The following is a 23,050-nucleotide window of genomic DNA, read 5'->3' as shown; positions in this document are numbered from 1 at the left end:
ACTACCTCCCGGCCCGAGCCGCAGGGCGGCTCCGACGCGCTCGTGGTGTTCCCTGAGCTCCGGCGCCGCCGCCGTAGCCGTGGTGCTGGTACTGCCGTCTCCTGCGGTGCTTCGGTAGCGGGCGGTTCGCCCGTACCCGGACACGGGAGGCGCTGGCCGCGCCGCCTGTGCCCGTGGTCCGTTCTCTGGGTGTGTTGAGCTCTTTCGCCGCCATCGCGGCCACGGCGCCCAGCGGACGCTCGTGGCTGATCTTGGCCGTGATCAATCTGGTGATCACAATTGTGGCGACGAAGGCCCAGGCGGTCGAGAAGAACCCGAAGCTCCAGCCCGCCCACCGTTCGACGGTGAGCACGAGCAGGAAGACCGGGATACCGACGAGCCACGCGACGTAGCGGGCTCTCCAGGGAAAAGTCGCTTTCGGCGGGCCGAGCCATACGGCATCGACCCGGTAAACCTCGTCATCGGTACGGATACGCAACGCGAGCCCTCAGCCTGTGAAGAGGCCGGCGATCCACTGGCCCACGTTGACTCCGGCGCCACTCACCGCGAGGCCGATGATCGCCAGCGCGATCACGACACCGGCGAGTCGGCGCATGACACCCGCGTTGTCCCCTTTGCCACCGCCCAGCCACAGCAGAAGAAGCGCGACGGCCAGCAGCACCAGGGGGATGATGTTGTCGATCAGCCAGGTGCGGACGTTGCCGGTGCCGAGCTCGCCGGCGGCCAGCGTGTCGAGGGTGGTCATGGTCATCATCGCATTACTCCCGGTGCGCGGAGAGGGGGTTCGCGCGGTTCTGGCTCGGTGGTGCTTCGAACATCATGGCGTCACGAGGCGTAGTGGTCAAAGCGCGCTCTGTAGATATCGTTTGTCTACTGATCACAGAGCGAGGCACAGCACCCCGACCATCCTCGGTCTCCATCATCGCTGCAAGGGTCGTCTGAATTAACCCCGGCCACCCGTATTTCGCAGTGTGCTGACGGCCTCACTCGCTTGCGAGGCATCTTGCTCACCCTGAGTACGGACCGACCGAGGAGAATCCGGCCTCGACCAGTGTGACATGACTCGTTCGGTGGCTTCTCGCGAGTCCGCTGGGTGAGCACGCATTCGACAAAAAACCTGAGCGCCGGTCAAGTGAAAGTCACACTTCCGTTACCCTAAGCGAAAACAGAGCGGATATTTTCACTACATAGCGTGATTATCGGCCCGTCGAGAACACATTCGCGGGAAAAGCGCCCGCTTCGACGGCCTGGCGACTCAAAGGTCCGCACAGCTCGTGAAGCCGCTTCGTCTTCTCCTCGCCGAGATGCTCCCAAGGCCCTGTCGACGCCGCGTTCGTGGCGACTTCGAGCCGTTCGCGAAGATCGTTCCCGGCCTCGGTCAGGCCACCCTCGCCGTCGAGGATGCCCTGCTCGCGAAGCTTGACGGCGGCGTTGTCCCACTGCTCGTCGCTCCAACCGCGGGATGCCTTGGCCGCGGCTGGCAGGAACCCCTTGCCGGTGGCGGTGTGCGTGACGAGGGCGGCGAGCCCGTCGAGCCCGTTGGCGACGAGCGCGGCGATGTGGCCGTCGCCGCGATGCTCGCGCAAGAGGGTGATGGCGTGCCAGAGGACGAGATGCGGTTCGCTCGGCCAGTCGAGACCCGCGTGCCCGGCGTACAGGGGACGGCCGTCGACCTGGCAGCCGCCGGTCGCCTCACGGGCGAGCTCGGCTGCCTCGGCGACCTCGTCGGAACCGAGCGTCTCCTTGCCGAGCAGCCGGGTCAGCGTCGCGTCGACGGCTTCGAACCGGGCCTCGATGATCTTTTCGGGCGTGGCCAGCGTCCACGCGCGCGGGATGTGGCGGGCGACGAGTTCGGGGTTGAAGTTGTAGAAGGTGGCCGCGACCACGCCGGGACCCACCGCGCCCATCGGCGCCGCGCGGCCCGCGAAGTACGTCATGCGCCCCGGCCGGAGGCCCGCGCCGGTGAGCGCGGCTTCCGTCTCGGGGGCGAAGTAGGTAAGGGAATGCAGTACATCGAACGTCCCGCGGAACCGTCCCGTGACGCGACTCGCTTCGCCCATGGGAGCACCCTACCGACAAGTAGTGACGGGCGCAGCGTCCGAAAGGGCGGCGGCGGGAGCAGGGGACCTTTGCTATCACTTCCGCAGGTCGGGAACAGGAAGGACGGGGTCGGCGTGGTCGTGAGTGGCGATTCGGGCTTGAGCCCGAATCGCCACTCACGACCATCCCAGCCCACCTCTCACCGCTACCGAAGTCCGTGAAGGGCCCCTTCCTTACCCTCAAGGTAGGTAAGGAGGCCTTCACGGACCTACCGCACCCCCGCGGCCAGAAAAGAAGTACGGACGAGCCGGCGTGTAAGCCGGATCCTGTCCTCGCCCCGCCTTGCGGCCGGGCGAGTGGCGGCCATCCATCTAGGCCCGCCGTCGCCGACGGGCTCGAGCGGCCTACCCGCGGGCTCGGGCGGGCAGCCCTCGATCGCCTGCGCAGGAGCCTCGCGGCTCCCTCTTGGCCTTGCTCCGGGTGGGGTTTACCTAGCCGCCCTGGTCACCCAGGACGCTGGTGGTCTCTTACACCACCGTTTCACCCTTACCTCCGCCCGCGAAGCGAACGGAGGCGGTCTGTTTTCTGTGGCACTGTCCCGCGGGTCGCCCCGGGTTGCCGTTAACAACCACCCTGCCCTGTGGAGTCCGGACTTTCCTCGAACCGGTTTCCCGGCTCGCGGCCGCCCCGCCGACTCGTCCGTCGGAGAATCCTACTGCACGGGTCCGGGCAGGCAGTTCAGGTTGCGCCGCCCGTCGGGCTGGACGACGAACCACACGTGGTCGGTGCCCTGCCCGGTCCATTCGCCGGGCCGCGCGTTGGCGAATTTGTAGAGCGGCCAACCCGCCAAGGTCACCTGTTCGGGGCCTTCGGGACGCTTGATGGTGTCGACGAGAGCCGGGTCGATGCCGGTCACCGACGGCGTGCCGCTGGTCGTGACGGGCGTCCACACGATGGCGCAGTCCCCGAGGCACGCCGAGCGGGCCTTGTGCGGGTTGTCGCGTTCGTAGCGGAAGAGGACGGCGCCGGTCTCGTCGAGGACGGCCTGGCCCATCCGGGTCATGTAGACGGCGGTGAGCCGCGTCCCGGCCGGAGCCTCCTCCGGGGTACTGGGCCGCGAGGTGCCGGGCGACGGCACCCGCGGGCTAGGGAGCGCTTCGGTGACCGGGGCCCGAGCCGTCAGCGACGCGGGTTCAGCCGCCTGCCACCACATCGCGGCGCCCACGACGAGCGCCGCGATGACGACGAGCATGGTCAACCGCGATCGGCGCATCAGGCGTCTCCGTTTCTCCCGGGTGGCTGACGGGGTTCTGCTCCGCGATCTGGTTGGTCCAGTGGAGGACGGCGGACGGGCTGTCGAGGCCTACGACGCCGACGAGACGCCCCTTGCGGACGAAGCCGGTGACGGGCCGTTCGCCGCCGACAGGGGAAGCGAGCGCGACGGTGTCGGTGCCCAGCTTCGGGATGCCGCCCGCCTGGATCCGCATGCCGTGCTGTTCGGACCAGAACCGCGGCACCGGCGCGAACGGGCGAGAAGCCTGCGGGCCGGCGAGCAGGTTCTCCGCGGCCGCCCGGCCCATTTCGACGGCGTTGAGCCAGTGCTCGACCCGTCGCGGCGTCTCGTCGAAACGCAGGTTCGGCCATTGCGCGACGTCGCCGGCGGCGACGATGTTGCTCATCCCGAGCACGTGGCAGGTCGGCGAGCAGACGACGCCGTCGTCGAGCGGCAGCTTCGCCCCGCGCAGCCACGAGATCGACGGCACGGTCCCGACGGCGACGACCACACACGAGACGTCCAGGATCCAGCCGTCGGACGAGCGCAGCCGCAGGCCGTTCGCCGTGGTCTGCCAGCTGTCGATGGACGCGCCCAGCGCCAGCCGCACCCCTCGCGACCGGTGCAGCGCCGAGAGCTTCTGCCCGATGTGCTTGCCGACGACCTCGCCGAGCAGATGCGCCGACCGGCCGATGATGGTGACCTCCCGGCCGATCTCGCGCAGGCTCGCGGCGACCTCGCAGCCGATGAACCCGCTGCCCAGCACCGCGACGGGCCCGTGGCCGGCGGCGAGGTTGTCGCGCAGTTCCGCGGCGTCGGCCAGTGTCCTGACGACGACCACCCGCGGATGTCCGTGCGGCACACCGGAAAGACGACGCGGTTCGACGCCGCTGGCGATGACCAGCCCGTCGTAGGGCAGTTCCTCCGCCCCGGGCAGATGGACGACCTGACGGCCGGGCTGAAGATGGGTCGCCGGGGTGTTGAAGCGCCATTCGGCGTCGATCTCGTCGGGCCGGGTGAGCAGCGTTTCCGCCGGATGGGTGGCGCCGGTGAGCAGTTGCTTGGACAGCGCCGGCCGGTGGTACGGCAGCTCCGGCTCGTTGCCGACGATCACCAGTTCGCCGTCGAACCGCAGTTCCCTCAACCGTTCCGCGCACCGCAGCCCGGCCAGCCCGCCGCCGACCACGACGATCCGTTCGCTCATCGTCCAGCCCCCTGCGGACCGCTCAGTCGGATCGCGCGCATCGGACATGCTCTGGCCGCGGCCTGGACCAGCGGCACCTGTTTGGCGCCGGGTTTACGGAGGTAGCGCAGCTGACCGTCGCCCTGTAGTTGGAAGACCTTCGGCGCTTCGGCCTGGCAGATGGCGTAGCGGTGGCATTTCTTGTCGTCGACGGAGATCCGGACCGGTTCGGCCCGGCCGGTTCCGCCTTCGAGCAGCCCCAGCCGGACCAGCGCCCGCGGCGGGAGCACGCGGAGCACGGTGAGCACGACGGCGGGGGTGAGCACGGTGATCCCGCCGAGCCAGACCGTCGCGAGATTCCCGTTCGCGGCCGCGCCGAGCCAGGAGTGGATCGCCAGCAGGCCGACCGCGAAGTAGCCGGCCTGATGGAACCGCTGCCCGCGGCGATCGGTCACGCCACGGCGTATCGCGGCGGTGACCGAGACGGCGACGAACAGTTCCAGCCCGACGACACCTGCCGCGTGCCGCGCGAACCCGCCGCCCGCGAACGGGATCAGCAACGCGAGCACGCCGAAAGAGTCGTCGTCGAGGAACAGATAGGACAGTCCGTGGACCGCACCGGTGGCGAGACTGAACGTCGCGAACACGACGTGACCCCCGCGCAACGCCTCGTGACCGGTGACGCGCCTGATCCAGCCGGTGGCGCTCAGCACGCCCCACACCAGCGTCAGGCACATCGTCACGTAGGCGAGCCGGGCGGAAAGGGCGGCGATGTCCCGCACCCCGCTGTCGTGCGGCGACGACGCCGGGATCACCGCCAGGAGCGAGGCCGTCATGCTCGCCTGCCCGGCGCGCCGAGAACCCGGACGAGACCGAAGGTCGCTCCACCGGCGATCCCCACCATGAGCATGCCGAGCGCGATGTCGCCGCCGTCGAGTTCGTTGCCGCCCGCCGGAACGACCATCAGCGAGGTGGTCTCGGCGATGCCGGTGCTTTCGAGCAGGGTCATATGCCGCATGACGGTGTCGACGGCGGTCTGGGCGAACGACCGCATCGCGTCGTCGCGGGTGGCGGCCCGGACATGCGAGGCGAGACCGAAGATGCTCCCGTGCGCGGCGCGGGCGCGGTTGACGTAGAGCCGGTCGAAGTCGGCGCCGGCGGCACCGGTGATCTCGTCGGCCCAGGAGCGCTGTTCTTCGGTGGGCTCGCCGGGCAGTTCGACACGGACCTTCGAAGCGAGTGCGCGGACCTGCGCGTCGAGGCGGTCGTGGTCGTCGGCGAGTTTGCGGCCGACCTCGCGGACCCGCTGCGCGCTCCCGCGCTGTTCCACCTGACGGCTCACCGGGCCTTCCCACAAACCGGCTTGGCGCACCCGGACGAGGAGTTCCCGATCGTGGGAGTCGATTTCCGCGAAGGCGTTGGCCGGCGTTCCCACCCATATCACCATGCAGCCGATCACCACTCCAAGAAGCCGATAGATCATTTCACCCGTCCCCGTCCTCGAAGTGCCTCACTGGGAGTACGGCGAACCGGAGCGGCCGGTTCGATCTCCACTGTCGCAGTCAGTGTGACGTGCATCACATGACACATTTAGAACCGTTTCCCATCGACATACGTACCCGGATGACTAATGGTAAATAGAGCACTACTGCACATGGTCCACGGCGATAGTCTGCGCTACGGTGTACCAACCTGAGAAATCCTCCACCGCTGGGGAGGTTGCGAACTTCATGGAAGCAGTGGGCAGAGAATGCGGGCTCGGCGGCGAGCCTCGGTCGAGCGAGCTTTCCGACGAGCTGATTTCGTTACTGTACAAGGATTTCCGGGAAACCCTGTTCAGCCAGGTGATGTACCTGACCGGCCATGATCAACAATGGACGGAGGACGTCGTCCAGGAAACACTGATTCGCGCCTGGCAGCATTCCGACACATTGAACCGTGAGCCGGGAATGCTGCGCGGCTGGCTGCTCACGGTCGCCAAACGGATCGTGATCGACGGCTGGCGAAACCGGCGCGCGCGCCCGCAGGAGGTGGAGCTGGACAGTTCCGAAAACGCCGAAATAGCGGATCAGACCGAGCAGTCACTGTCCGCACTCGTCATTTCCGAAGCGCTACGCTATCTGGACAGCAAATATCAGGCTGTCATCTACGAGACGTATCTGACCGGGCATACGGTCCGGGAGGCGGCGGTGATATTGGGAATCCCGGAGGGAACTGTCAAATCACGGCTGTACGCGGCTATGAGGACGTTGCGACGGTCGTTAGGAGAGCTGGGTTCGCGATGAGGAAGCGAAAGGTGAAACACACCGATGTGGCGGCGTACGTACTCGGTGTGCTCGACCAGGCCGAGGCTCACGCCTTCGAAACACATTTGAAGGGCTGCGTGCGCTGTGGCCGCCAGGTCGCGGAATTCGCTTCGGTGGAAGACGCGCTGGCGAAGGCCGACCTGCGCTACCTGTCCCCCGTCGCTTCACCGCGGTGCGGGCGGCTGTCGCTGATCGCGACCAACCTCGTCGTGGTCTTCCTGGCGTGCGTCGTCGCGGCCTTGATGTCGTCACAACGGTCGTCCCGCCGGCTTCGGCGGATCTCGTCGGATGCGGGCATCTCGACCCCTGCTCCCCTCGATGACCAGCGATTACTCCCGATACCGCTCACGTTCGAGTAGTCTGCCGCAACCCGACACGAAGGTCTCTACGGTGCATACCGAAGTAAATCCCGAGAGCCCCTTCGGCGGGCCTTCGGTACCGAAGCGCCGCGCCGCCGGGCTACTGGGCCGCGACAGCGAACTCGACACGATCACCGGGCTGTTCCGGGCCGCCCTGAACGGCCGGGCCGTCAGCGCGGTGGTGGTCGGCGAGTTCGGCATGGGCAAGTCGTCGGTGCTCACCGCGGCCACTGAGCTCGCGGAAGCGGCCGGGTTCACCGTCGCGATCGCCACCGCGTCCCGGCTGGAGACGCATCTGAGCGGCGGTGTCGGCCGCCAGCTGATCGAGGGGCTCACCCACGCGCCCGCCGTCCCCGGCTCACCGCGGCCGCGCACGCCGCATGTGACTGAAATCTTGCCGGACCATCCTCCCCGGACCGAACAGGAACAGACCGAGGCACTCGACGCGTTCTTCCACGCCGTCCGGCACGCCGCCGAACAGGGGCCGGTCTTCCTCGGCATCGACAACATCCACCTCGCCGACCCGTGGTCGATGCGCTGTCTCGCCTACATCCGCCATCGTGTCGAGCACCTGCCGGTGCTGGTCGTGCTGACCTCGTTGATCGGCCATCTGCAGACCGGCGAGGTCGCGCTGCTGGAGATGTCCGGCTGCACTCCGGCGACGATCCTGTTGCGCGGGCTCGGCACCCGGCACGTCGCCGCGTTCCTTCGTGTCCCTCCCGGGCAGTTCGCCGAGGAATGCCGCGAGGTCACCGGCGGCAACCCGTTCCTGCTCGGCGCGCTGGGGCGCCGTCTGGTCCCGGGGATGGACCTGGACACCGCGGGGTCGACGATGATCGGCGAGGTGCTGCGGGTCCGCATGCACGAGTACACCGCCGCGCCGAAGATGCTCGAAGCCGTCGCGATCCTGGGCGAGGACGCGAGCTTCGACCTGCTGGCCCAGCTGGCCGGAGTCGACGAAAGCACCGCGCTGGAAGCCATCGACACCATGGTCCGCGTACACCTGCTGACCAACAGCCATCGGCCGTCGCTGACCTACCGGTTCGTCCGCAACTCGGTGCTCGCCGACATGCCGCTCACCACCAGGGCGGTCACGCAGGCCAGGGCGGCACGGCTCCTGCACGACGCGGGCGCCGCGCCGGAGCGGGTCGGCGCGCATCTCCTGGAGGCGACCGCGATCAGGATCCCGTGGGCGGTCGACGTCCTGCGGCTGGCCGCGCGGCATTCCGTGGTCGAGGGCGACCCGGAGCTCTCCGTCCGGTTCCTGTCGCGGGCGCTGGAAGAACGGCTCAGCGAACGCAAGCGGATGGCGATCCTGCTTCAGCTCGCGCACGCGGAGTTCCACTGCGACCCGGACTCGGCGCCGGCCAGGGTGCGTGAGGCCATCGACCACATCGACGACCGCGAAACCGCGGCCTTCGTCGCGACGGCCATGATCCTTTCGCTGTGCTGCGGCCCGGACGCGCGGCTGGCGATCAACTCGGCGGGCCAGTTCGCCGCACGGCTCGACGCGGGCGGGCCCGACGCCGTCTGGCCGCTGCTGTGCATGACCTATCTCGCCGAGGCGGGCAGCAGGCTCGGGCCGCCACCGGACTTCCGCGACTTCGAGCGGCAGTGGGCACCGCTGAACGATCCCGCCGCACAGCAGAGCCGGTCGGGGTTGCTCGCGCTCGACACGGTGCGAAGCGGGAAGTCCTCGGCGAACGCCGTCCGGCATTTCGGGGAGGCGTTGTCCGGCGAGCAGCCCGAACTGTTCGAACAGCCCTACTTCTTCACGCTCGCGACGGCCGCGCTCGCCGACGAGCCCGCGCTCACCGACAAGCTCTGCCAGGTACTCGACACGAAACGCCTGCCTTGGGACTTCCATGTGCCGAAGGGGGCCCTGGCCACCCTCGCCCGCGGCATCGCCCTGCAAGCCGGCGGCGATCTGGTGCGGGCGAGCGTCCACTACGAATCGCTGGTGCGGCAGTTCGACGAACGCGGCGTCACCAGCCGGTGCCCGATCGCGGTGCTGTGCGCGGCGAGGCTGATCGAGGTCTCGGTCGACCTCGGCCGCCACGACGTCGCTAACGCGCTGCTGGGCAAAATCGATTTCGCGGCCACACAAGCACTTTTCACGCACAATTACCTGCTCTACGCCCGCGGCAGGCTCCGCGCGGCCACCGGTGAACCCGAACTCGGCTACGAAGACCTGCGCGGCTGCGGCCGCCGTCTCGAACACCACGGCATGCGCTTCCCCGGTTTCGCCCCGTGGCGCGCGCACGCCGCCCGCACCGCGCTGGCGCTCGGGCGCACCGACGCGGCGGCCCGGCTCGCCGAGGAAGACCTCGACGCCGCAGGACGCTGGGGGGCGCCGAGGATCCTCGGCAGCGCGCTGACCACCGCCGGTCTCGTCCGCGACGATGGCCTCGGGGAGGAAGCCGAACGCCTGCTCACCAAGGCCGTCGACGTTCTCGGCGGATCGACCGCGAAACTGGCGCTGGCCGAGGCGCTGACCGAACTCGGCGTGTTCCAGGCCCGGCACGGGCAGGCCGAGAAGGCGATCGGCACGCTGCGGAGGGCCACGCAGTCGAGCAAGCACTGCGGGGCGCGGCCGCTCGCGAGACGGGCCGCCGAGGCGCTGCGGGACGCGCGCACGAGCCTCACGACGGCGAAGGACAACGAACACGGCCTCACCAAACAGGAGTACCGCGTCGCGCTGATGGCGTCACAAGGTCTCACCAACCGGGAGATCGCCGAAGCACTGCATCTGACCCGCCGCACCGTCGAACTCCATTTGTCCGGCGCCTACCGGAAACTGGGGATCACCGGCCGCACCGAATTGAGTTCCGCGCTCGGCCGGTCCCAGCGCGTGGACGCCGATTGACGGTTTCCGGGGGTGGCGGGTTCACTCCGCGGCATGCCGGGAATCGAATCCGAACCACTCAAATTCGCCTATTGGGTCCCCAATGTGAGCGGTGGTCTGGTCACCAGCGACATCGAACAGCGCACCGACTGGGGATACGAGTACAACCGGGAACTCGCCGTCCTCGCGGAGAACAGCGGGTTCGAGTACGCGCTGAGCCAGGTCCGCTACACGGCCAGCTACGGTGCCGCCTACCAGCACGAATCGACCGGGTTCAGCCTCGCGCTGCTGCTCGCGACGCAGCGGCTGAAGGTGATCGCGGCGATCCATCCCGGACTGTGGCATCCCGGGGTACTCGCGAAGTTCATCGCCAGCGCGGACGTGATCTCCGGCGGCCGTGCGGCGGTCAACGTGGTCAGCGGATGGTTCAAGGACGAATTCACGAATCTCGGCGAACCGTGGCTGGAACACGACGAACGGTATCGTCGTTCGGAAGAGTTCATTCGGGTGGTGAAGGAACTCTGGACCAGCGACCACGCCGAATTCACCGGCGATTTCTACCGGATCCACGATTTCGACATCAAACCCAAACCGGCCGGGCGGCCGCATCCGGAAATCTTCCAGGGCGGCAACTCCACCGCGGCGCGGAAGCTCGCGGGCCGGGTCTCGGACTGGTACTTCAGCAACGGCAAGGACTTCGACGGGTTCAGCGAGCAGGTCGCGGAGGTCCGCGGCTACGCGGCCGAGAACGACCACGCCGTCCGCTTCGGGCTCAACGGTTTCGTGATCGCGCGAGAGACCGAGAGCGAAGCGAAGGCCGTGCTGCGCGAGATCGTCGAGAAGGCGAACACCGAGGCCGTCGAGGGCTTCCGCACCGCCGTCAAGCAGGCGGGAAGCTCCACTTCGGACAAGAAGGGGATGTGGGCCGACTCGGAGTTCAAGGATCTGGTGCAGTACAACGACGGTTTCCGCACCGGGCTGATCGGCACGCCGGAGCAGATCGCGGACCGGGCCATCGAGTACAAGAAGCGCGGGGCGAACCTGCTGCTGCTCGGTTTCCTGCACTACCTGGAGGACGTCGAGTACTTCGGGAAGCACGTGCTCCCGGTGGTCCGGGAGAAGGAGGCGGACCTCGAACGCGTTTAGTCCTCTGAATGCGGTCGTTGCGCGGGGCAACTACCGCATTCAGAGGACTAAACGCGGGGGTTTCAAGGGAGGTAGACGGTCTGGCCGGGGTGCATGGTCGGGCCGCAGTCCTTGAGCGGGCCGCCGAAACGCGCCTTCTCGACGTCCGGCATGGTCTTCGCGGCGTACTCCTGGACGGCCTTCAGTTTCTCGGGACCGGAGACGGCGTCCTTGCGCACGAAGTCCCCGTTCCGCGGCCCACCGCCCGGGTACACGAAGATCGGCTCGTAGTCGCGGTCGATCCGCGGGTCGACGGTGATGCCGTTGCCCGCGGCCCACGGACCCCACGAGTGGATGAAGGTCGGCTTGACCTTCTCGAACACGTAGTCGCGCAGGCCGGGCATGTCACCGTTCTTGACGAAGTCCGCGACGTCCGCCTCGACCAGCCCGGCCATGTCGACCAGGTGCAGCCGGCTGGTCATCGACGAGCCGCCGAGGTCGGGCAGCAGCAGCGACGCCTGCTGGAGGCCGAGGATGTCGGCCATGGTGTTGAAGCCGCGGCCGAAGCGATCGGCGATGAGGCACGCGGGCACCGTCGGGACCTCTTGGAACTTCTTCGACGCCGACGCGAAGCCCATCCCGGACGGGATCGCGGCCGCGACCAGCACGAGCACCACGACGGTCCGCAGCACCGCCCGCGAGCGGCGCATCAGTTCACCGGCGGCCAGCGTTCCCGCCAGCACGGCGAGAATCCAGATCGGGGTCGCGAACCGGTGCTGGCCCATCCAGTCCGGGACCATCACGCCGTACGCCACGATGCCCAGCGCCAGCGGCACCAGCAGCGCGATCAGCGCGCGCCGCCATTCCGCCCGGACCAGCGCGTAACCGATGGTCAGCGCCAGGAGGATCGTCCCGGCGACACCGGCGTAGCCGACCAGCTCGAACGGCTGCTTCAGCGCCGAAAGCCCGGGCAGGCCCTGCCCCTTCGCGATGGACGGGTTCGCCAGCAGCCTGCCGAACTCCGCGATCCGCCAGGCGAGGTACGCCCCGAACGGGATCGCGAACGCGACGACCGACACCACGACCAGCTTGATGCTCTGGCCCAGGAGCGGCTTCCGCAGCTGGAACAGGACGACGAGCGGGTACGCACCGCCGTAGATCAGGCCTTCGGGGCGGGTCAGCGCGGCGAACGCGACCAGCACCCCGGACCAGACGGCGACCTTCGCGGTGAGCACGGTGTCCTTGCGCACGGCCACGAACAGCAGGACGGCGAGCCAGGCGACGGCCATCCCGAACAGGGAGTTCTCCAGACCGGAGATCGTCCAGATGACGAACGACGGGATCGCGGCCAGCGTCAGACCGACGACCAGCGTCGCCAGCCAAGCGAAGCGCGCGAAGATCTGCTTCGCCGCGACGTGGCACGCGGCCAGAGTCCCGGCAGTGAAAAGGAGCCCCAGCAGCTTCGGGAACAGGACGTAGTCCGGAACGCCGAACAGCATGCCGCTGTCGAAGACGCCGACGAGCTTGCCGAGGGCCAGCGCCACCAGCCACGTCGAATTCGACCAGCCCTCGACCGACGGCTGCCCTTGCTGCAGCACCGGGCCGAGCCCGTCGGCGAAGCTGCGCGCGTAGGAGAAGGTGATGGCCGCGTCGTCGACGATCCAGTGGCCGTAGAGGGTGGCGTGCCAGGCCAGCGCCGCCACCCCGGCGAGCACCGCCAGGTACGGGGCGACGCGGGCGGCCAGGCCACGACGGGCCGACGTCTCCGCCGGGTCGGGCACGTCTTTTTCGGAAGCTTCGCTGAGTGCGCTCGCCGTCATGTCCCCGTCTTTGCCTTTTCGCTCACGTGCCGTCGCCGAAACTGTAGCCAATACCCCATTGGCCGCCTGCGACACGTCATATCCAGGCGTGATCCGCGCCACACCTTCCCGATCAGGAAAGATGCGAGATGTCGTTCACCAACCGCACCGACGCGTTGCCGTCCGGGTAGAACTCGACGATCGAGAGCGACGCCAGGTCCAGATGCAGGCGGAACAGCAGCGACGGCCCGGCGTCCAGGCCCATCCGCAGCAGCGCCTTGATCGGCGTGACATGGCTGACCAGCACGAGCGTCCGGCCGCCGTACTTCGCGATCAGTTCGTCGCGGGCCTTGCGGACCCGCCGGTGGACGCCGTCGAAGCTTTCGCCGCCCGGCGCCGCGATCGAGGTGTCGGAAAGCCAGCTGGTCTGGAATTCGGGGTCGCGGTCCATGGCCTCTTTGAAGGTGAGGCCTTCCCATTCGCCGAAATCGGTCTCGATCAGCCCCGGATGGGTCTCGGCCCGGCCGCCGAGCGCGTCCGCGATCGCCTGCGCGGTCTGCTGGGTGCGGATCAGCGGCGAGGCGATGATCGGCGCTGCCTCGCCGTCGACGACCAGGCCTTCCATCGCGCCGAGGCGTTTCGCGGCGGCGGCCGCCTGCTGCTTGCCGTGCTCGGTGAGCGGCACGTCGCCGCGGCCGGAGTACCGCTTCTCGACCGACATCGCCGTCTGGCCGTGCCGCACGAGGAGCAGCTTGGTCGGCGTCCCGGTCGCGCCGGTCCAGCCGACCGGACTGACCCTGTCCTGCTTCACGGTCTTCTTCGGCGCTTCCGGTTGCTTCCCGGCGTCCATCGCTTCGTTCGCGAGCCCGTCCGCGTAAGAGTTCTCCGCACGCGGGATCCACTCGTACCGCACGCGTGAGAACCGCGCCGCCAGCTCTTTGGCCTCGGCGTTCAGCGGCTGCATCGACGGGTGCTTGACCTTCCAGCGCCCGGACATCTGCTCCACCACGAGCTTCGAGTCCATCCGGACGTCCACTGTGGACGCTCCGAGCTCGGCGGCCGCGGCGAGCCCGGCGATCAGGCCGCCGTACTCGGCGACGTTGTTCGTCGCGATGCCGACGTAGGCCTTGCGCTCGGCGAGCACCTCGCCGGTGGCCGCGTCCTTGACGACCGCGCCGTATCCGGCGGGACCGGGGTTGCCCCGCGAACCGCCATCGGCCTCGACGAGCACGTGGTCGGTCACAGGCCGGACTCCAGCGTGCGCACCAGGATGGCGCCGCAGTTCTCGCACTGGATGACGTTGTCCTCGGGGGCCGCCTTGATCTCGGCGATCTCGCGGCGGTCGATGTCGAGCTGGCAGGCGCCGCAGCGGCGGGCCCGCAGGAGTGCCGCGCCGATGCCCTTGTGCGCACGGACCCGCTCGTAGAGCTTCAGCAGGTCTTCCGGGAAACGCGGCAGGAGCTTGGCGCGGTCTTCGTCGCGGCGTGCCTTCGTGGTGTCGAGGTCGGTGAACTGCTCGTCGCGGCGACGTGCGGCTTCGGCGACCTCGCCCTCGGCCTTCGCGACCTCGGCGCTGGTGCGCTGGGCGTCGAGTTCGAGCGCCTCGCGGCGCTCCATCAGTTCGAGCAGGTCGTCCTCGAGGGCGGACTGACGCCGGTTGAGGCTGTTCAGCTCGTGCTCGATGTCGGTCATCTGCTTCGCCGCGACGGAACCGGATTCGAGGAGCTTGCGGTCGCGGTCACCGCGGGCGCGCACCGACTCGATCTCCTTCTCCTGGCGCGCGATCTCGCGGTCGAGGTCGGACGCAGCGGTCTGGACCGAGACCAGCGCGTCACGTCGTTCGCGCACCGTCTTCTCGCCCGCGTCGATCTCGGCGATCTCCGGCAGGGTGCGGCGGCGGTGGGCGGTACGCGAGAGTTCCGCGTCCACCTTCGCGAGTTCGAGCAGCTGGCGCTGGACGGCGGGGTCGGCCTTCACGGTGCTCCTTGGATTGTCAGTGCTCGGTTCGGGTGGCCCGTAGCGTCCACGGGTCGGTGCACCTCGTGGAGACGTGAACGTCGACGTTACCCGCAAACGCGGCACGGACGACGGCCGAGGCTTGCTCGCACCACGGCCATTCGCTCGCCCAGTGCGTGACGCCGACCAGGGCGGGGACTTCGGTGATCTCGGCGAGATGCTCGCCGGCGGGATGATGCCGGAGATCGGCGGTGACGTACGCGTCGACCCCGGCGGCGGTGGCCCGCTTGAGGTAACTGTCGCCGGAACCGCCCGAGACGGCGACCCGGCGGATCGGGCGGTCGGGATCGCCCGCGCCGTAGACGCCGGGCTCCGTGCGCGGCAAGGCGTTCGCGACGCGTTCGACGAAGACGGAGAACGGTTCGGGCTCGGGCAGCTCGCCGATGCGGCCGATCCCGGTGACGCCGTCCTCGCGCGGATCGAGCGGGCCGAGGACGGTCAGGCCGATGGCGCCGGCGAGCGCGTCGGAGACGCCGGGCGACGCGGAATCGGCGTTGGTGTGCGCGCAGTAGAGGGCGACACCGGCACGGATGAGGCGATGCACGAGGCGGCCCTTGGTGCTGTCGGCCGGGACGCCGTGGACGCCGCGCAACAGCAGCGGGTGGTGGGCGACGATCAGCTGCGCGCCGCCGTCGATCGCCTCGTCGACGGTCTCGTCGACCGGGTCGACACAGAACAGGACCTTGTCCACGGACTCGGCCGGGTCACCGCAGACGAGTCCGACGGCGTCCCACGATTCGGCGAGTTCGGGCGGGTACGCCTGCTCCAAGGCGGCGATGACTTCGGCTAACGCGGGCACCCGGGGATTTTCGCATGTAGCGTTTCCGGGCATGCGACTTCGGGTGCTCTGTGCCGCTTCGCTGCTTCTCGTGGTGCTACCCGCGCCGGCATCGGCGTCTCCGGGACTCTGGCAACTGACCGACCTGGCCGCGCGGCGCGTGCAGATCGCCGACAAGGTCGCGGCCGCGAAGTTCGGCACGCCGTCACCGATCGACGATCCGGTGCGCGAACAGCAGATCCTCGACTCGGTGGCCGCGAAGGCGCCCGGCCTCGGTCTCGACGCGGCCGGTGTGGTGCGGTTCTTCCGCGATCAGATCGAGGCGAACAAGCTCGTGCAGCGCGGCCTGTACGCACGGTGGACCGAGCAGCCCGGCACGCGGCCGCCCGGACGGCCCGATCTGGCGACCGAGGTGCGGCCGGTGATCGACCGGCTGAACACAGGCCTGCTCTCCGAACTCGCGGAGACGCGGGACGCACGGGTGCGGCGGTCGTGCGACGCGCGGCTCGTGGTCGCGGTGCGGCTGACCGACACGCGGCGCGGGCTGGACCGGCTGCACTCGGTCGCGCTCGGGGAGTCCGTGCGGTCTGCCTGCTCGCGGCGCTGACCTGCGGAAAGGGAGCAAGGGACCTTTGCTACCGCCTGCCCGCGCCGCGTGTCGCGAAAGCCACTTTCGCAACCTCCCGGCATGCCTCACCCGGGCCGCTGACCTGCGGAAAGAGAGCAAGGGACCTTTGCTACCGCCCCCACCTCAGTCCAGCGTCTTCGCGTCCTTGCTGATCGCCCAGCGGCCGGCCGCGCGCACCACGCGGCCCGTCCACAGCATCGCCCGGTAGGCCTTCGTCGCCTGATCGGGCACGTCGGGCCGGACGACCTCGTACGGCGCGACGGAAGCGCTCGACCGGAGGTGCAACGGCATCCTGGTCATCGCCTCTTTCGGCGATCTCGCCTGGACGAAGTGGTGCTCCGACAGGACCCGCCCGACCTCGTAGGGGTGCGGAAGCTTGACGGTGATGCGATACCAGCGGAGCCCGGTTGCCGGGGACTCGACGCTGGGTGTTGGTGCGCTCATACGCGACCTTCCTGCGTGTTTCTCTCCAGGAGGTCTACTCCCGCTTCGTCCCGGCTTTCCACCTTCGCGCGCCCGGTAGCCGTTCGGAGCCGGTGAGCGGTCGATCTCCGGCGGCCATCACACTGATCAGGTGCTGCACATCGTCTTCGTCTGCTCCGGCAACATCTGCCGCTCCCCGATGGCCGAACTCGTCTTCCGCGCGAAGGCCGAGGAAGCGGGGCTCGATCACCTCGTCCAGGTCTCCAGCGCCGGAACCGGCGGCTGGCACGTGGGCGAGGCCGCCGACAAGCGGGCCCGCGCGAAGCTGGCCGAACACGGTTACCCGACCGGCCACGTCGCGGCCGAGGTCGACCGCGGACACCTGGCCGCCGACCTGCTGCTCGCGGCGGACGAGGGTCACCTGTCGTTCCTCCGGCGCAAGGTGTCGGCCCCGGCGAAGGTCCGTCTGCTGCGCGAGTTCGACCCGTCCGCGCCCGAGGGCGCCGAGGTCCCGGACCCGTACTACGGCGAGGAAGACGGTTTCGAGGACGTCCTCGGCATGATCGAGCGGGCCGTTCCCGGCCTGCTCGACTGGGTGCGCGCACACGCCTGAGGCCGACCGCTTACCGTGGTGGGGTGCGGTTGAAGTTCCTGCTGAAGCCCGGGTGGCTGGCGTTGACGTTGGTGGTGTTCACCTTCGCCATCACTTGCTTCACCCTGCTGGCGCCATGGCAGTTCTCCCGCAACACCGAGCGCGAGCACCAGAACGCGGCGCTGCGGGAGTCGTTCTCCGGGCAGCCGCGGTCGCTGGAGCAGCTGCTTCCCCACGGCGCCGCCCCTGATCAGCGCACCGAATGGCACCTGGTCGCGATGAAGGGAACGTACCTGCCCGAGGGCGAGGTCGTGGCCCGTCTGCGCTCCGTACAGGGCGAAGCGGCCTTCGAGGTCCTGACGCCGTTCCGGACCGTCGAGGGCACGGTCGTGCTGGTGGACCGCGGATACGTCCGGCTCGACGACAAGTCGCGCGCACTCCCCTTCGCCCCGCCTCCCACGGGAACGGTCGACATCGTCACGCGGGCCCGTCACGACGAGAAGGACGGGAAGAACCGCGACGCCTTCGCCGACGAGTCGACCGGCGGGAAACTGCAGAGCTACGTCGTCGATTCCCAGGTCGTCGCGCGGGCCGCGAAGCTGGACATCCGTCCGGGCTACTTCCAGCTCGACGTGAACCAGCCCGGCGTCCTGGGCGCGCTGCCGCTGCCGCAGACCGACGCCGGCCCCTTCTTCTCCTACGCGCTCCAGTGGATCGCGTTCGGAGCGATGGCGTTGATGGGCTGGCTGTACTTCACCGTCCGCGAGCTGAAGCCGGGCGGCGCGCTGGCCACGGAACGGCCGCAGCGGCGCAAGAGTGTCGCGGAGATGCTGGCCGAGGACGAACGCTCCGAAGTGGCCACCTGATCTGATGCGAAAATGGCCCTTTTATAGGTCCATTATGCGTGATCCCCTTCGATCATGCTGATTCACCCATGGGACGCCGCCCACGACGACGCCGAATGGCAGGCCTGGCTCTCCGCGCACGACTTCGGCCAGCTGATCGCCGGGGGCGCGGGCCGTGACCTGCCGATCGTCAACCCGGTGCACTTCGTCTACGACGGCGACCGAACGGTCCTGCTGCACCTCGCGCGCCCCAACCCGGTCTGGCCGTTGCTGGAGGAACACCCGCGCGCACTGCTGTCGGTGATCGACGATCACACCTACATCCGCTCCGAATGGAACACCCCGGCCGACCCGCCGCACGGGGTTCCGACGTCGTACTACGCGTCCGTCCAGCTCGAATGCGACGTCCGGCTGATCGACGACGCCGCGGAGAAGGCCGCGCTTCTGGACCGGCAGCTCGCGCACTTCGAGCCCGGTTCGGACCGGTTGGGGGTGAGCGCCACCGAGGCGCCGGACAAGCGGGTTCTTCCCGGCATCCGGGGCGTCGAACTGACTGTCACCGGGGTGCGGGCGAAGTTCAAGTTCGGCGGTAACAAGCAGCCCGCCGAGCGGGCACGGATCGACGCGGAACTCGCGCGACGTGACGGTCCGATGGACGCACGGGCGCGGGCGCAGCTGGCGCGGCGGGAGCGGTAGCAAAGGTCCCTTGCTCCCCTCGGGCGATCACTGTGGGATTTCTGGTCACCCAACGCACCAAAATCTCTACGGTCACTACGCGGAGTAAGGGGTGTGTGGGAATAGGGACACTCAACGTCTCTATTTCCACACACCTCCACGCGGCAGCAAAGGTCCCCCGCTCTCTTTTCGCAGGTCAGAGCGCCAGGCGGTAGCAAAGGTCCCTTGCTCCCCCGCGGCGCGACGAAGCCAGACCGGATCACGGTGACTGTGTGGATTTTGGGACGTCAGATGTCCCAAAATCCACACAGTCACCCGCGGCAGCAAAGGTCCCCTGCTCTCTTTTCGCAGGTCAGAGCGCCAGACGGTAGCAAAGGTCCCTTGCTCCCCTGGCGCCGAAACCGCGGGTCAGCGCCGTCGTCGCCGAAGCCCGACGAGACCCGCCAGCACCACCGAACTGATCGCGCCCAGCCAGCCGACCACCCGCGAGAGTTCCACGGCCCGCGTCACGTGCCCGGCGTCCGGGTTCCGGCCGATGCCGAGCACCGGCAGTTCCTCGACCCCGTGCGGATACACCGTCCGCCCGCCGACCCGGATCTCCAGCGCCCCGGCGAACGCGGCCTCGACGCGGCCGGCGTGCGGGCTCGGGTGCGCGGTGGTGTCCCGCCGCCACGCCCGCCACGCGCCGCCCGCCGAGCCGCCGACGACCGGGGCCGCGAGGACGGTCAGCCCGGCGGCGACCCGGGTGGGCACGAGATGGACGACCTCGTCCAGCCGGGCGACGAGCCACCGGTACCGCTCGGGACGCCCGCGCCCGATGCCGCGCAGCAGGCTGATCACGCGCGAGCCGAGCAGGCCGGGGACACCGGCCAGCGCTCCCCACACCAGCGGCGCGATGACGACGTCGGCGGTGTTCTCGGCGAGCGTCTCCACCGATGCGCGCGAGAGGCCGATGACACCGAGGTCGTCGGTGACCCGGGGGTCCAGTGTGGACAGTGTGCCGCGCGCGGTTTCGAGTTCGCCTTCTTCGAGGTCCCGGGCCAGCGACGTGCCGTGCGCGGCCAGGCCGGCGGCGCCGAGAACGGCCCAGGTGGTCACCGCGGTCGTGGTCGCCTGCAGAACGGGGCTGCGCCGTCCGGCGCGTTCGGCGAGCACGCCCGCCAGCACGGCGGAGCCCGCCAGGCCACCGGTCCACAGGATTCCGGCCACCGGACGCTTCGACCGCACCTTCGTGTCCACCGCCGAAGCCGCCCTGGCGAACGCCGTCACCGGACGCCGTGACCGAGGGTCCCCGATCACCCCGTCCGCGGCCACCCCCAACACCAAGCCGATCGCGCGCGCCGCGCTCACCATCGCCCCCTGCATGCAGTATCCCTCGAAGACCTGCAGAGATTACTCGAAGATCATCCACCCAGAAGGACGGCCATCTCGTCACGCGCCTGGATGACGATGTCCCGCATCGCGCGTTCGGCCCGGTCTGCGTCACCGGCGTCGACCGCCGCCGCGACCTCGACATGCAGGGCGACGGCCTCGGGTTGCGGCTCCTCCGGCATCAGGCCGTGCCCGGTGCGCCCGGCGAGCACCGCGGCGACGACGGCCGAAAGCTGCGCGAACATCGGATTCCGCGACGCGGACAGCAGCAGATCGTGGAAGGCGACGTCGTGGCCCAGGAAGGTTTCGAGGTCCCGCCGGTGCGCCGTCTCCTCGAGCCTCTTCGCCAAGGCCCGGAGGCGGCCGCCTTCTTCCGGTGTCGCCCGCAGCGCGGCGTACCGGGCGGCGCACGGTTCGACGCCGGAGCGCAGTTCGGTGAGGGTCCTCAGCGCGGTCTTCCGCTCGGATCCGTCGAGTTGCCAGCGAAGCAGTCTCGGGTCGTAATGGTTCCAGTCACGCGGCTCGCGCACGATCACCCCGACCCGGCGCTTGCTGCTGGTCAGGCACATCGTTTCGAGTACACGCACCACCTCGCGCGCCACCGTGCGGGACGCGCCGAACCGCTCCTGGAGCTCCTCCGAGCGCAGGACGGAGCCTGGCGGGAGCTCCCCGTTCGCGATCGCGGAACCGAGCGCGTCGAGCACTTCGGCATGCCTGTCGTTGCCCACCAGGCAACTCTAACGTTCTGACTCGATTAAGTAGTACTTGATGTTGCTTAAGTAGTACTTTTGAGCTGTACTCGTCCCGGCTACAACGACGTGGGAGGTACGGATGACCGTCATCGTGGTGATGGGCGTTTCCGGCTCGGGCAAGACGACCGTGGGCACGGCACTCGCCGAACGCCTCGGCGTCGACTACGCCGAAGCGGACACGTTCCATCCGAAGGCGAACATCGACAAGATGAGCTCCGGCCACCCGCTGAACGACGAAGACCGGCGCCCCTGGCTCGAAGCCATCGCCGCCTGGATCCGGGACCACCAGTCCTCCGGCGGCGTCGTGACATCCTCCGCGCTCAAATACCGCTACCGCGACATCCTGCGCGGCGGCGGCGACGTCTGGTTCCTGCACCTGCACGGCGACCGCGACCTGCTCGCCGACCGGATGAAGACCCGCTCCGGTCATTTCATGCCGGTGTCCCTTCTGGACTCCCAGCTCGCCGACCTCGAACCGCTGCAGCCGGACGAATTCGGCCTCGTCGCCGACATCGCGAAGAAGCCGGAAGAGATCGTCGACACCGCCCTTTCCGCTTTCAAGGACCGCCGATGACCACCACTCTCGCCGCCGCCTGGACCGGACATGACACCCGTCTCATCGGCGCGACGGTGCTCGCCATCGCCGTGATCGTCGTCCTGATCACCAAGGCGAAGCAGCATCCGTTCCTGGCCCTGATCCTCGGCTCCGGCGTGCTCGGGCTCGTCGGGGGCATGCCGGTGGACAAGCTGATCAAGAGCTTCAGTTCCGGCGTCGGTTCCACCGTCGCCTCGGTCGGCGTGCTGATCGCGCTCGGCGCGATGCTCGGCAAGCTGCTCGCCGACTCCGGCGGCGCGGATCAGATCGTCGACACCATCCTGCGCCGCTCGGGCGACCGCGCGCTGCCGTGGGCGATGGCACTGGTCGCCGCGCTGATCGGGCTGCCGATGTTCTTCGAGATCGGCCTGGTCATGCTGATCCCGGTGATCCTGCTGGTCGCCATGCGCACCGGGAAACCGCTGCTGATGCTGGGAATCCCCGCGCTCGCCGGGCTTTCGGTGCTGCACGGTCTCGTCCCGCCGCACCCCGGACCGCTCGCCGCCGCGGGCGCGCTGAACGCCAACGTCGGCCTCACCCTGGCCTTCGGCCTGCTCGTCGCGATCCCGACGGTGATCATCGCCGGGCCGCTGTTCGGCAAGCTGGCCGCGAAGATGGTCCCGGACGCGGTCGCGCCGGAACGCCTCATCCCGGAATCGTCCTCTTCGGACGGCCGGCGGCCCGGCTTCCTCGCGACGCTGTCCACCGTGCTGCTGCCCGTCGTGCTGATGATGGGCAAGGCGCTCGCGGACATCCTGCTGGAGAAGGAGAACCACGTCCGCCGCGTGCTCGACTTCATCGGCGACCCGCTCGTGGCGCTGCTCGCCGCGGTCCTGCTCGGCATGTTCACCCTGGGCAAGTCCGCGGGTTTCACGCGGGACAAGCTGTCGTCCACGGTGGCGGATTCGCTGCCGCCCATCGCCGGCATCCTGCTCATCGTCGGGGCGGGCGGCGGGTTCAAGCAGACCCTCGTCGACGCCGGTGTCGGCAACGTCATCACCAGCCTCGCCACCGGCGCGAACCTGTCGCCACTGCTGCTCGGCTGGCTGGTCGCGGTCGCGATCCGGCTCGCCACCGGCTCCGCGACGGTCGCGACCGTGTCCGCCGCCGGCATCGTCGCCCCGCTCGCCGCGACCATGGACCCGTCGCACAGCGCGCTGCTGGTGCTCGCGATCGGCGCCGGTTCACTGTTCTTCTCCCACGTGAACGACGCCGGGTTCTGGCTGGTCAAGGAGTACTTCGGGCTTTCGGTCGGGCAGACGCTGAAGAGCTGGTCGATCATGGAGACGGTCATCTCGGTGGTCGCGATCGCGCTGATCCTGCCGCTGGGCGCCCTCCTGTAGCCGAAGTACATGAAGGCCCCCATCCTTGTGCTAGACGCGAGGATGGGGGCCTTCATGTACTTCCGGGATGTTCCGGTTGACACGTGACCTTTTGGTCACCTA

At 68.9% G+C, this 23,050-nt stretch carries 24 protein-coding genes and 1 other RNA gene; 10 read left to right on the top strand and 15 right to left on the bottom strand.

The window, feature by feature from the left end:
• Nucleotide 1: 1 nt before the first annotated feature.
• The 8 genes from AC069H_RS29965 to AC069H_RS29930 form a co-directional block, all read right to left on the bottom strand.
• Nucleotides 2-478, bottom strand: coding sequence for a hypothetical protein (locus AC069H_RS29965; protein ID WP_076153445.1), 477 nt, complete (start codon nt 476-478; stop codon nt 2-4).
• A gap of 9 nt (nt 479-487) precedes the next feature.
• Nucleotides 488-754, bottom strand: coding sequence for a hypothetical protein (locus AC069H_RS29960; RefSeq protein ID WP_007035338.1), 267 nt, complete (start codon nt 752-754; stop codon nt 488-490).
• 442 nt (nt 755-1,196) lie between these two features.
• Nucleotides 1,197-2,060, bottom strand: coding sequence for an SCO6745 family protein (locus AC069H_RS29955; RefSeq protein ID WP_340684354.1), 864 nt, complete (start codon nt 2,058-2,060; stop codon nt 1,197-1,199).
• Between the two features lie 279 nt (nt 2,061-2,339).
• An RNA gene (rnpB, locus tag AC069H_RS29950) (RNase P RNA component class A) lies at nt 2,340-2,738 on the bottom strand.
• A gap of 14 nt (nt 2,739-2,752) precedes the next feature.
• Complete coding sequence (locus AC069H_RS29945; protein WP_478234556.1) at nt 2,753-3,313, bottom strand: COG4315 family predicted lipoprotein; 561 nt, start codon at nt 3,311-3,313, stop codon at nt 2,753-2,755.
• Nucleotides 3,234-4,517, bottom strand: a complete 1,284-nt coding sequence (locus tag AC069H_RS29940) for an NAD(P)/FAD-dependent oxidoreductase (protein WP_478234555.1) — start codon at nt 4,515-4,517, stop codon at nt 3,234-3,236. Before AC069H_RS29940 ends, AC069H_RS29945 begins: the two co-directional genes overlap by 80 nt.
• Complete coding sequence (locus tag AC069H_RS29935) at nt 4,514-5,332, bottom strand: ferredoxin (protein ID WP_478228462.1); 819 nt, start codon at nt 5,330-5,332, stop codon at nt 4,514-4,516. The genes AC069H_RS29940 and AC069H_RS29935 overlap by 4 nt, the downstream gene beginning before the upstream one ends.
• The gene (locus AC069H_RS29930; protein WP_478228461.1) at nt 5,329-5,979 is read right to left on the bottom strand and encodes a DUF4142 domain-containing protein; all 651 of its coding nucleotides are present in this window, start codon (nt 5,977-5,979) and stop codon (nt 5,329-5,331) included. Before AC069H_RS29930 ends, AC069H_RS29935 begins: the two co-directional genes overlap by 4 nt.
• Before the next feature lie 247 nt (nt 5,980-6,226).
• Here AC069H_RS29930 and AC069H_RS29925 point away from each other — a divergent pair, with 247 nt between their 5' ends.
• Genes AC069H_RS29925 through sfnG form a run of 4 tightly spaced genes read left to right on the top strand, consistent with a single transcriptional unit; the run spans nt 6,227 to nt 11,152 of the window.
• Nucleotides 6,227-6,781: a sigma-70 family RNA polymerase sigma factor gene (locus AC069H_RS29925; RefSeq protein WP_478228471.1), complete on the top strand. Its 555-nt coding sequence runs from the start codon at nt 6,227-6,229 to the stop codon at nt 6,779-6,781.
• A gap of 11 nt (nt 6,782-6,792) precedes the next feature.
• Entirely contained in the window at nt 6,793-7,161 is a 369-nt protein-coding gene (locus AC069H_RS29920; protein ID WP_478234554.1) for a zf-HC2 domain-containing protein, read from the top strand.
• A gap of 31 nt (nt 7,162-7,192) precedes the next feature.
• Nucleotides 7,193-10,027 (top strand): AAA family ATPase, encoded by a 2,835-nt coding sequence (locus AC069H_RS29915; protein WP_478234553.1) that lies wholly within the window; start codon nt 7,193-7,195, stop codon nt 10,025-10,027.
• 33 nt (nt 10,028-10,060) lie between these two features.
• A complete protein-coding gene (gene sfnG / locus AC069H_RS29910) occupies nt 10,061-11,152 on the top strand; it encodes a dimethylsulfone monooxygenase SfnG (RefSeq protein WP_478234552.1) in 1,092 nt (363 codons plus the stop codon).
• Between the two features lie 62 nt (nt 11,153-11,214).
• On the opposite strand, the gene AC069H_RS29905 is transcribed toward sfnG, so the two are convergent.
• The 4 genes from AC069H_RS29905 to AC069H_RS29890 form a co-directional block, all read right to left on the bottom strand.
• Entirely contained in the window at nt 11,215-12,951 is a 1,737-nt protein-coding gene (locus AC069H_RS29905; protein WP_478234551.1) for a hypothetical protein, read from the bottom strand.
• Nucleotides 12,952-13,063: 112 nt separating this feature from the next.
• A complete protein-coding gene (locus tag AC069H_RS29900) occupies nt 13,064-14,173 on the bottom strand; it encodes a bifunctional RNase H/acid phosphatase (protein ID WP_478234550.1) in 1,110 nt (369 codons plus the stop codon).
• Nucleotides 14,170-14,907 carry a zinc ribbon domain-containing protein gene (locus tag AC069H_RS29895; protein WP_478228456.1) on the bottom strand — a complete coding sequence of 246 codons (738 nt, stop codon included), beginning with the start codon at nt 14,905-14,907 and terminating at the stop codon, nt 14,170-14,172. Before AC069H_RS29895 ends, AC069H_RS29900 begins: the two co-directional genes overlap by 4 nt.
• Nucleotides 14,908-14,923: 16 nt before the next feature.
• Nucleotides 14,924-15,745 carry a Nif3-like dinuclear metal center hexameric protein gene (locus AC069H_RS29890; protein WP_478234549.1) on the bottom strand — a complete coding sequence of 274 codons (822 nt, stop codon included), beginning with the start codon at nt 15,743-15,745 and terminating at the stop codon, nt 14,924-14,926.
• 31 nt (nt 15,746-15,776) lie between these two features.
• Between AC069H_RS29890 and AC069H_RS29885 the strand changes: the two genes are divergently transcribed.
• Nucleotides 15,777-16,331: a chorismate mutase gene (locus tag AC069H_RS29885; RefSeq protein ID WP_478234548.1), complete on the top strand. Its 555-nt coding sequence runs from the start codon at nt 15,777-15,779 to the stop codon at nt 16,329-16,331.
• A 144-nt stretch (nt 16,332-16,475) separates the two neighbouring features.
• Here the strand turns inward: AC069H_RS29885 and AC069H_RS29880 are convergent, their stop codons facing one another.
• Nucleotides 16,476-16,796 (bottom strand): hypothetical protein, encoded by a 321-nt coding sequence (locus AC069H_RS29880; protein WP_478234547.1) that lies wholly within the window; start codon nt 16,794-16,796, stop codon nt 16,476-16,478.
• Between the two features lie 130 nt (nt 16,797-16,926).
• Between AC069H_RS29880 and AC069H_RS29875 the strand changes: the two genes are divergently transcribed.
• The 3 genes from AC069H_RS29875 to AC069H_RS29865 are packed head-to-tail and all read left to right on the top strand — an operon-like array spanning nt 16,927 to nt 18,908.
• Complete coding sequence (locus tag AC069H_RS29875) at nt 16,927-17,388, top strand: low molecular weight protein-tyrosine-phosphatase (RefSeq protein WP_478228452.1); 462 nt, start codon at nt 16,927-16,929, stop codon at nt 17,386-17,388.
• Nucleotides 17,389-17,411: 23 nt separating this feature from the next.
• Nucleotides 17,412-18,233 (top strand): SURF1 family cytochrome oxidase biogenesis protein, encoded by an 822-nt coding sequence (locus tag AC069H_RS29870; protein ID WP_340684369.1) that lies wholly within the window; start codon nt 17,412-17,414, stop codon nt 18,231-18,233.
• Between the two features lie 54 nt (nt 18,234-18,287).
• Nucleotides 18,288-18,908 (top strand): FMN-binding negative transcriptional regulator, encoded by a 621-nt coding sequence (locus AC069H_RS29865; RefSeq protein ID WP_478234546.1) that lies wholly within the window; start codon nt 18,288-18,290, stop codon nt 18,906-18,908.
• Nucleotides 18,909-19,295: 387 nt separating this feature from the next.
• On the opposite strand, the gene AC069H_RS29860 is transcribed toward AC069H_RS29865, so the two are convergent.
• A complete protein-coding gene (locus AC069H_RS29860; RefSeq protein WP_478234545.1) occupies nt 19,296-20,252 on the bottom strand; it encodes a cobalamin biosynthesis protein CobD/CbiB in 957 nt (318 codons plus the stop codon).
• 38 nt (nt 20,253-20,290) lie between these two features.
• The gene (locus AC069H_RS29855) at nt 20,291-20,986 is read right to left on the bottom strand and encodes a FadR/GntR family transcriptional regulator (protein ID WP_478234544.1); all 696 of its coding nucleotides are present in this window, start codon (nt 20,984-20,986) and stop codon (nt 20,291-20,293) included.
• Between the two features lie 103 nt (nt 20,987-21,089).
• Here AC069H_RS29855 and AC069H_RS29850 point away from each other — a divergent pair, with 103 nt between their 5' ends.
• Complete coding sequence (locus AC069H_RS29850) at nt 21,090-21,584, top strand: gluconokinase (protein WP_478234543.1); 495 nt, start codon at nt 21,090-21,092, stop codon at nt 21,582-21,584.
• Nucleotides 21,581-22,948 carry a GntT/GntP/DsdX family permease gene (locus AC069H_RS29845; RefSeq protein WP_478234542.1) on the top strand — a complete coding sequence of 456 codons (1,368 nt, stop codon included), beginning with the start codon at nt 21,581-21,583 and terminating at the stop codon, nt 22,946-22,948. Before AC069H_RS29850 ends, AC069H_RS29845 begins: the two co-directional genes overlap by 4 nt.
• The last annotated feature ends 102 nt before the right edge of the window (nt 22,949-23,050 follow it).

This window comes from Amycolatopsis sp. NPDC043887 (genome assembly GCF_056435665.1).
This window is presented reverse-complemented; position numbering and strand designations above follow the sequence as displayed.

Bases quoted from the DNA above. Each gene is read 5' to 3' on its own strand.
- AC069H_RS29960 (WP_007035338.1), bottom strand. From the start codon at position 754: ATGATGACCATGACCACCCTCGACACGCTGGCCGCCGGCGAGCTCGGC.
- AC069H_RS29955 (WP_340684354.1), bottom strand. From the start codon at position 2,060: ATGGGCGAAGCGAGTCGCGTCACGGGACGGTTCCGCGGGACGTTCGAT.
- AC069H_RS29945 (WP_478234556.1), bottom strand. From the start codon at position 3,313: ATGCGCCGATCGCGGTTGACCATGCTCGTCGTCATCGCGGCGCTCGTC.
- AC069H_RS29940 (WP_478234555.1), bottom strand. From the start codon at position 4,517: ATGAGCGAACGGATCGTCGTGGTCGGCGGCGGGCTGGCCGGGCTGCGG.
- AC069H_RS29935 (WP_478228462.1), bottom strand. From the start codon at position 5,332: ATGACGGCCTCGCTCCTGGCGGTGATCCCGGCGTCGTCGCCGCACGAC.
- AC069H_RS29930 (WP_478228461.1), bottom strand. From the start codon at position 5,979: ATGATCTATCGGCTTCTTGGAGTGGTGATCGGCTGCATGGTGATATGG.
- AC069H_RS29925 (WP_478228471.1), top strand. From the start codon at position 6,227: ATGGAAGCAGTGGGCAGAGAATGCGGGCTCGGCGGCGAGCCTCGGTCG.
- sfnG (WP_478234552.1), top strand. From the start codon at position 10,061: ATGCCGGGAATCGAATCCGAACCACTCAAATTCGCCTATTGGGTCCCC.
- AC069H_RS29905 (WP_478234551.1), bottom strand. From the start codon at position 12,951: ATGACGGCGAGCGCACTCAGCGAAGCTTCCGAAAAAGACGTGCCCGAC.
- AC069H_RS29885 (WP_478234548.1), top strand. From the start codon at position 15,777: ATGCGACTTCGGGTGCTCTGTGCCGCTTCGCTGCTTCTCGTGGTGCTA.
- AC069H_RS29880 (WP_478234547.1), bottom strand. From the start codon at position 16,796: ATGAGCGCACCAACACCCAGCGTCGAGTCCCCGGCAACCGGGCTCCGC.
- AC069H_RS29865 (WP_478234546.1), top strand. From the start codon at position 18,288: ATGCTGATTCACCCATGGGACGCCGCCCACGACGACGCCGAATGGCAG.
- AC069H_RS29860 (WP_478234545.1), bottom strand. From the start codon at position 20,252: ATGCAGGGGGCGATGGTGAGCGCGGCGCGCGCGATCGGCTTGGTGTTG.
- AC069H_RS29850 (WP_478234543.1), top strand. From the start codon at position 21,090: ATGACCGTCATCGTGGTGATGGGCGTTTCCGGCTCGGGCAAGACGACC.
- AC069H_RS29845 (WP_478234542.1), top strand. From the start codon at position 21,581: ATGACCACCACTCTCGCCGCCGCCTGGACCGGACATGACACCCGTCTC.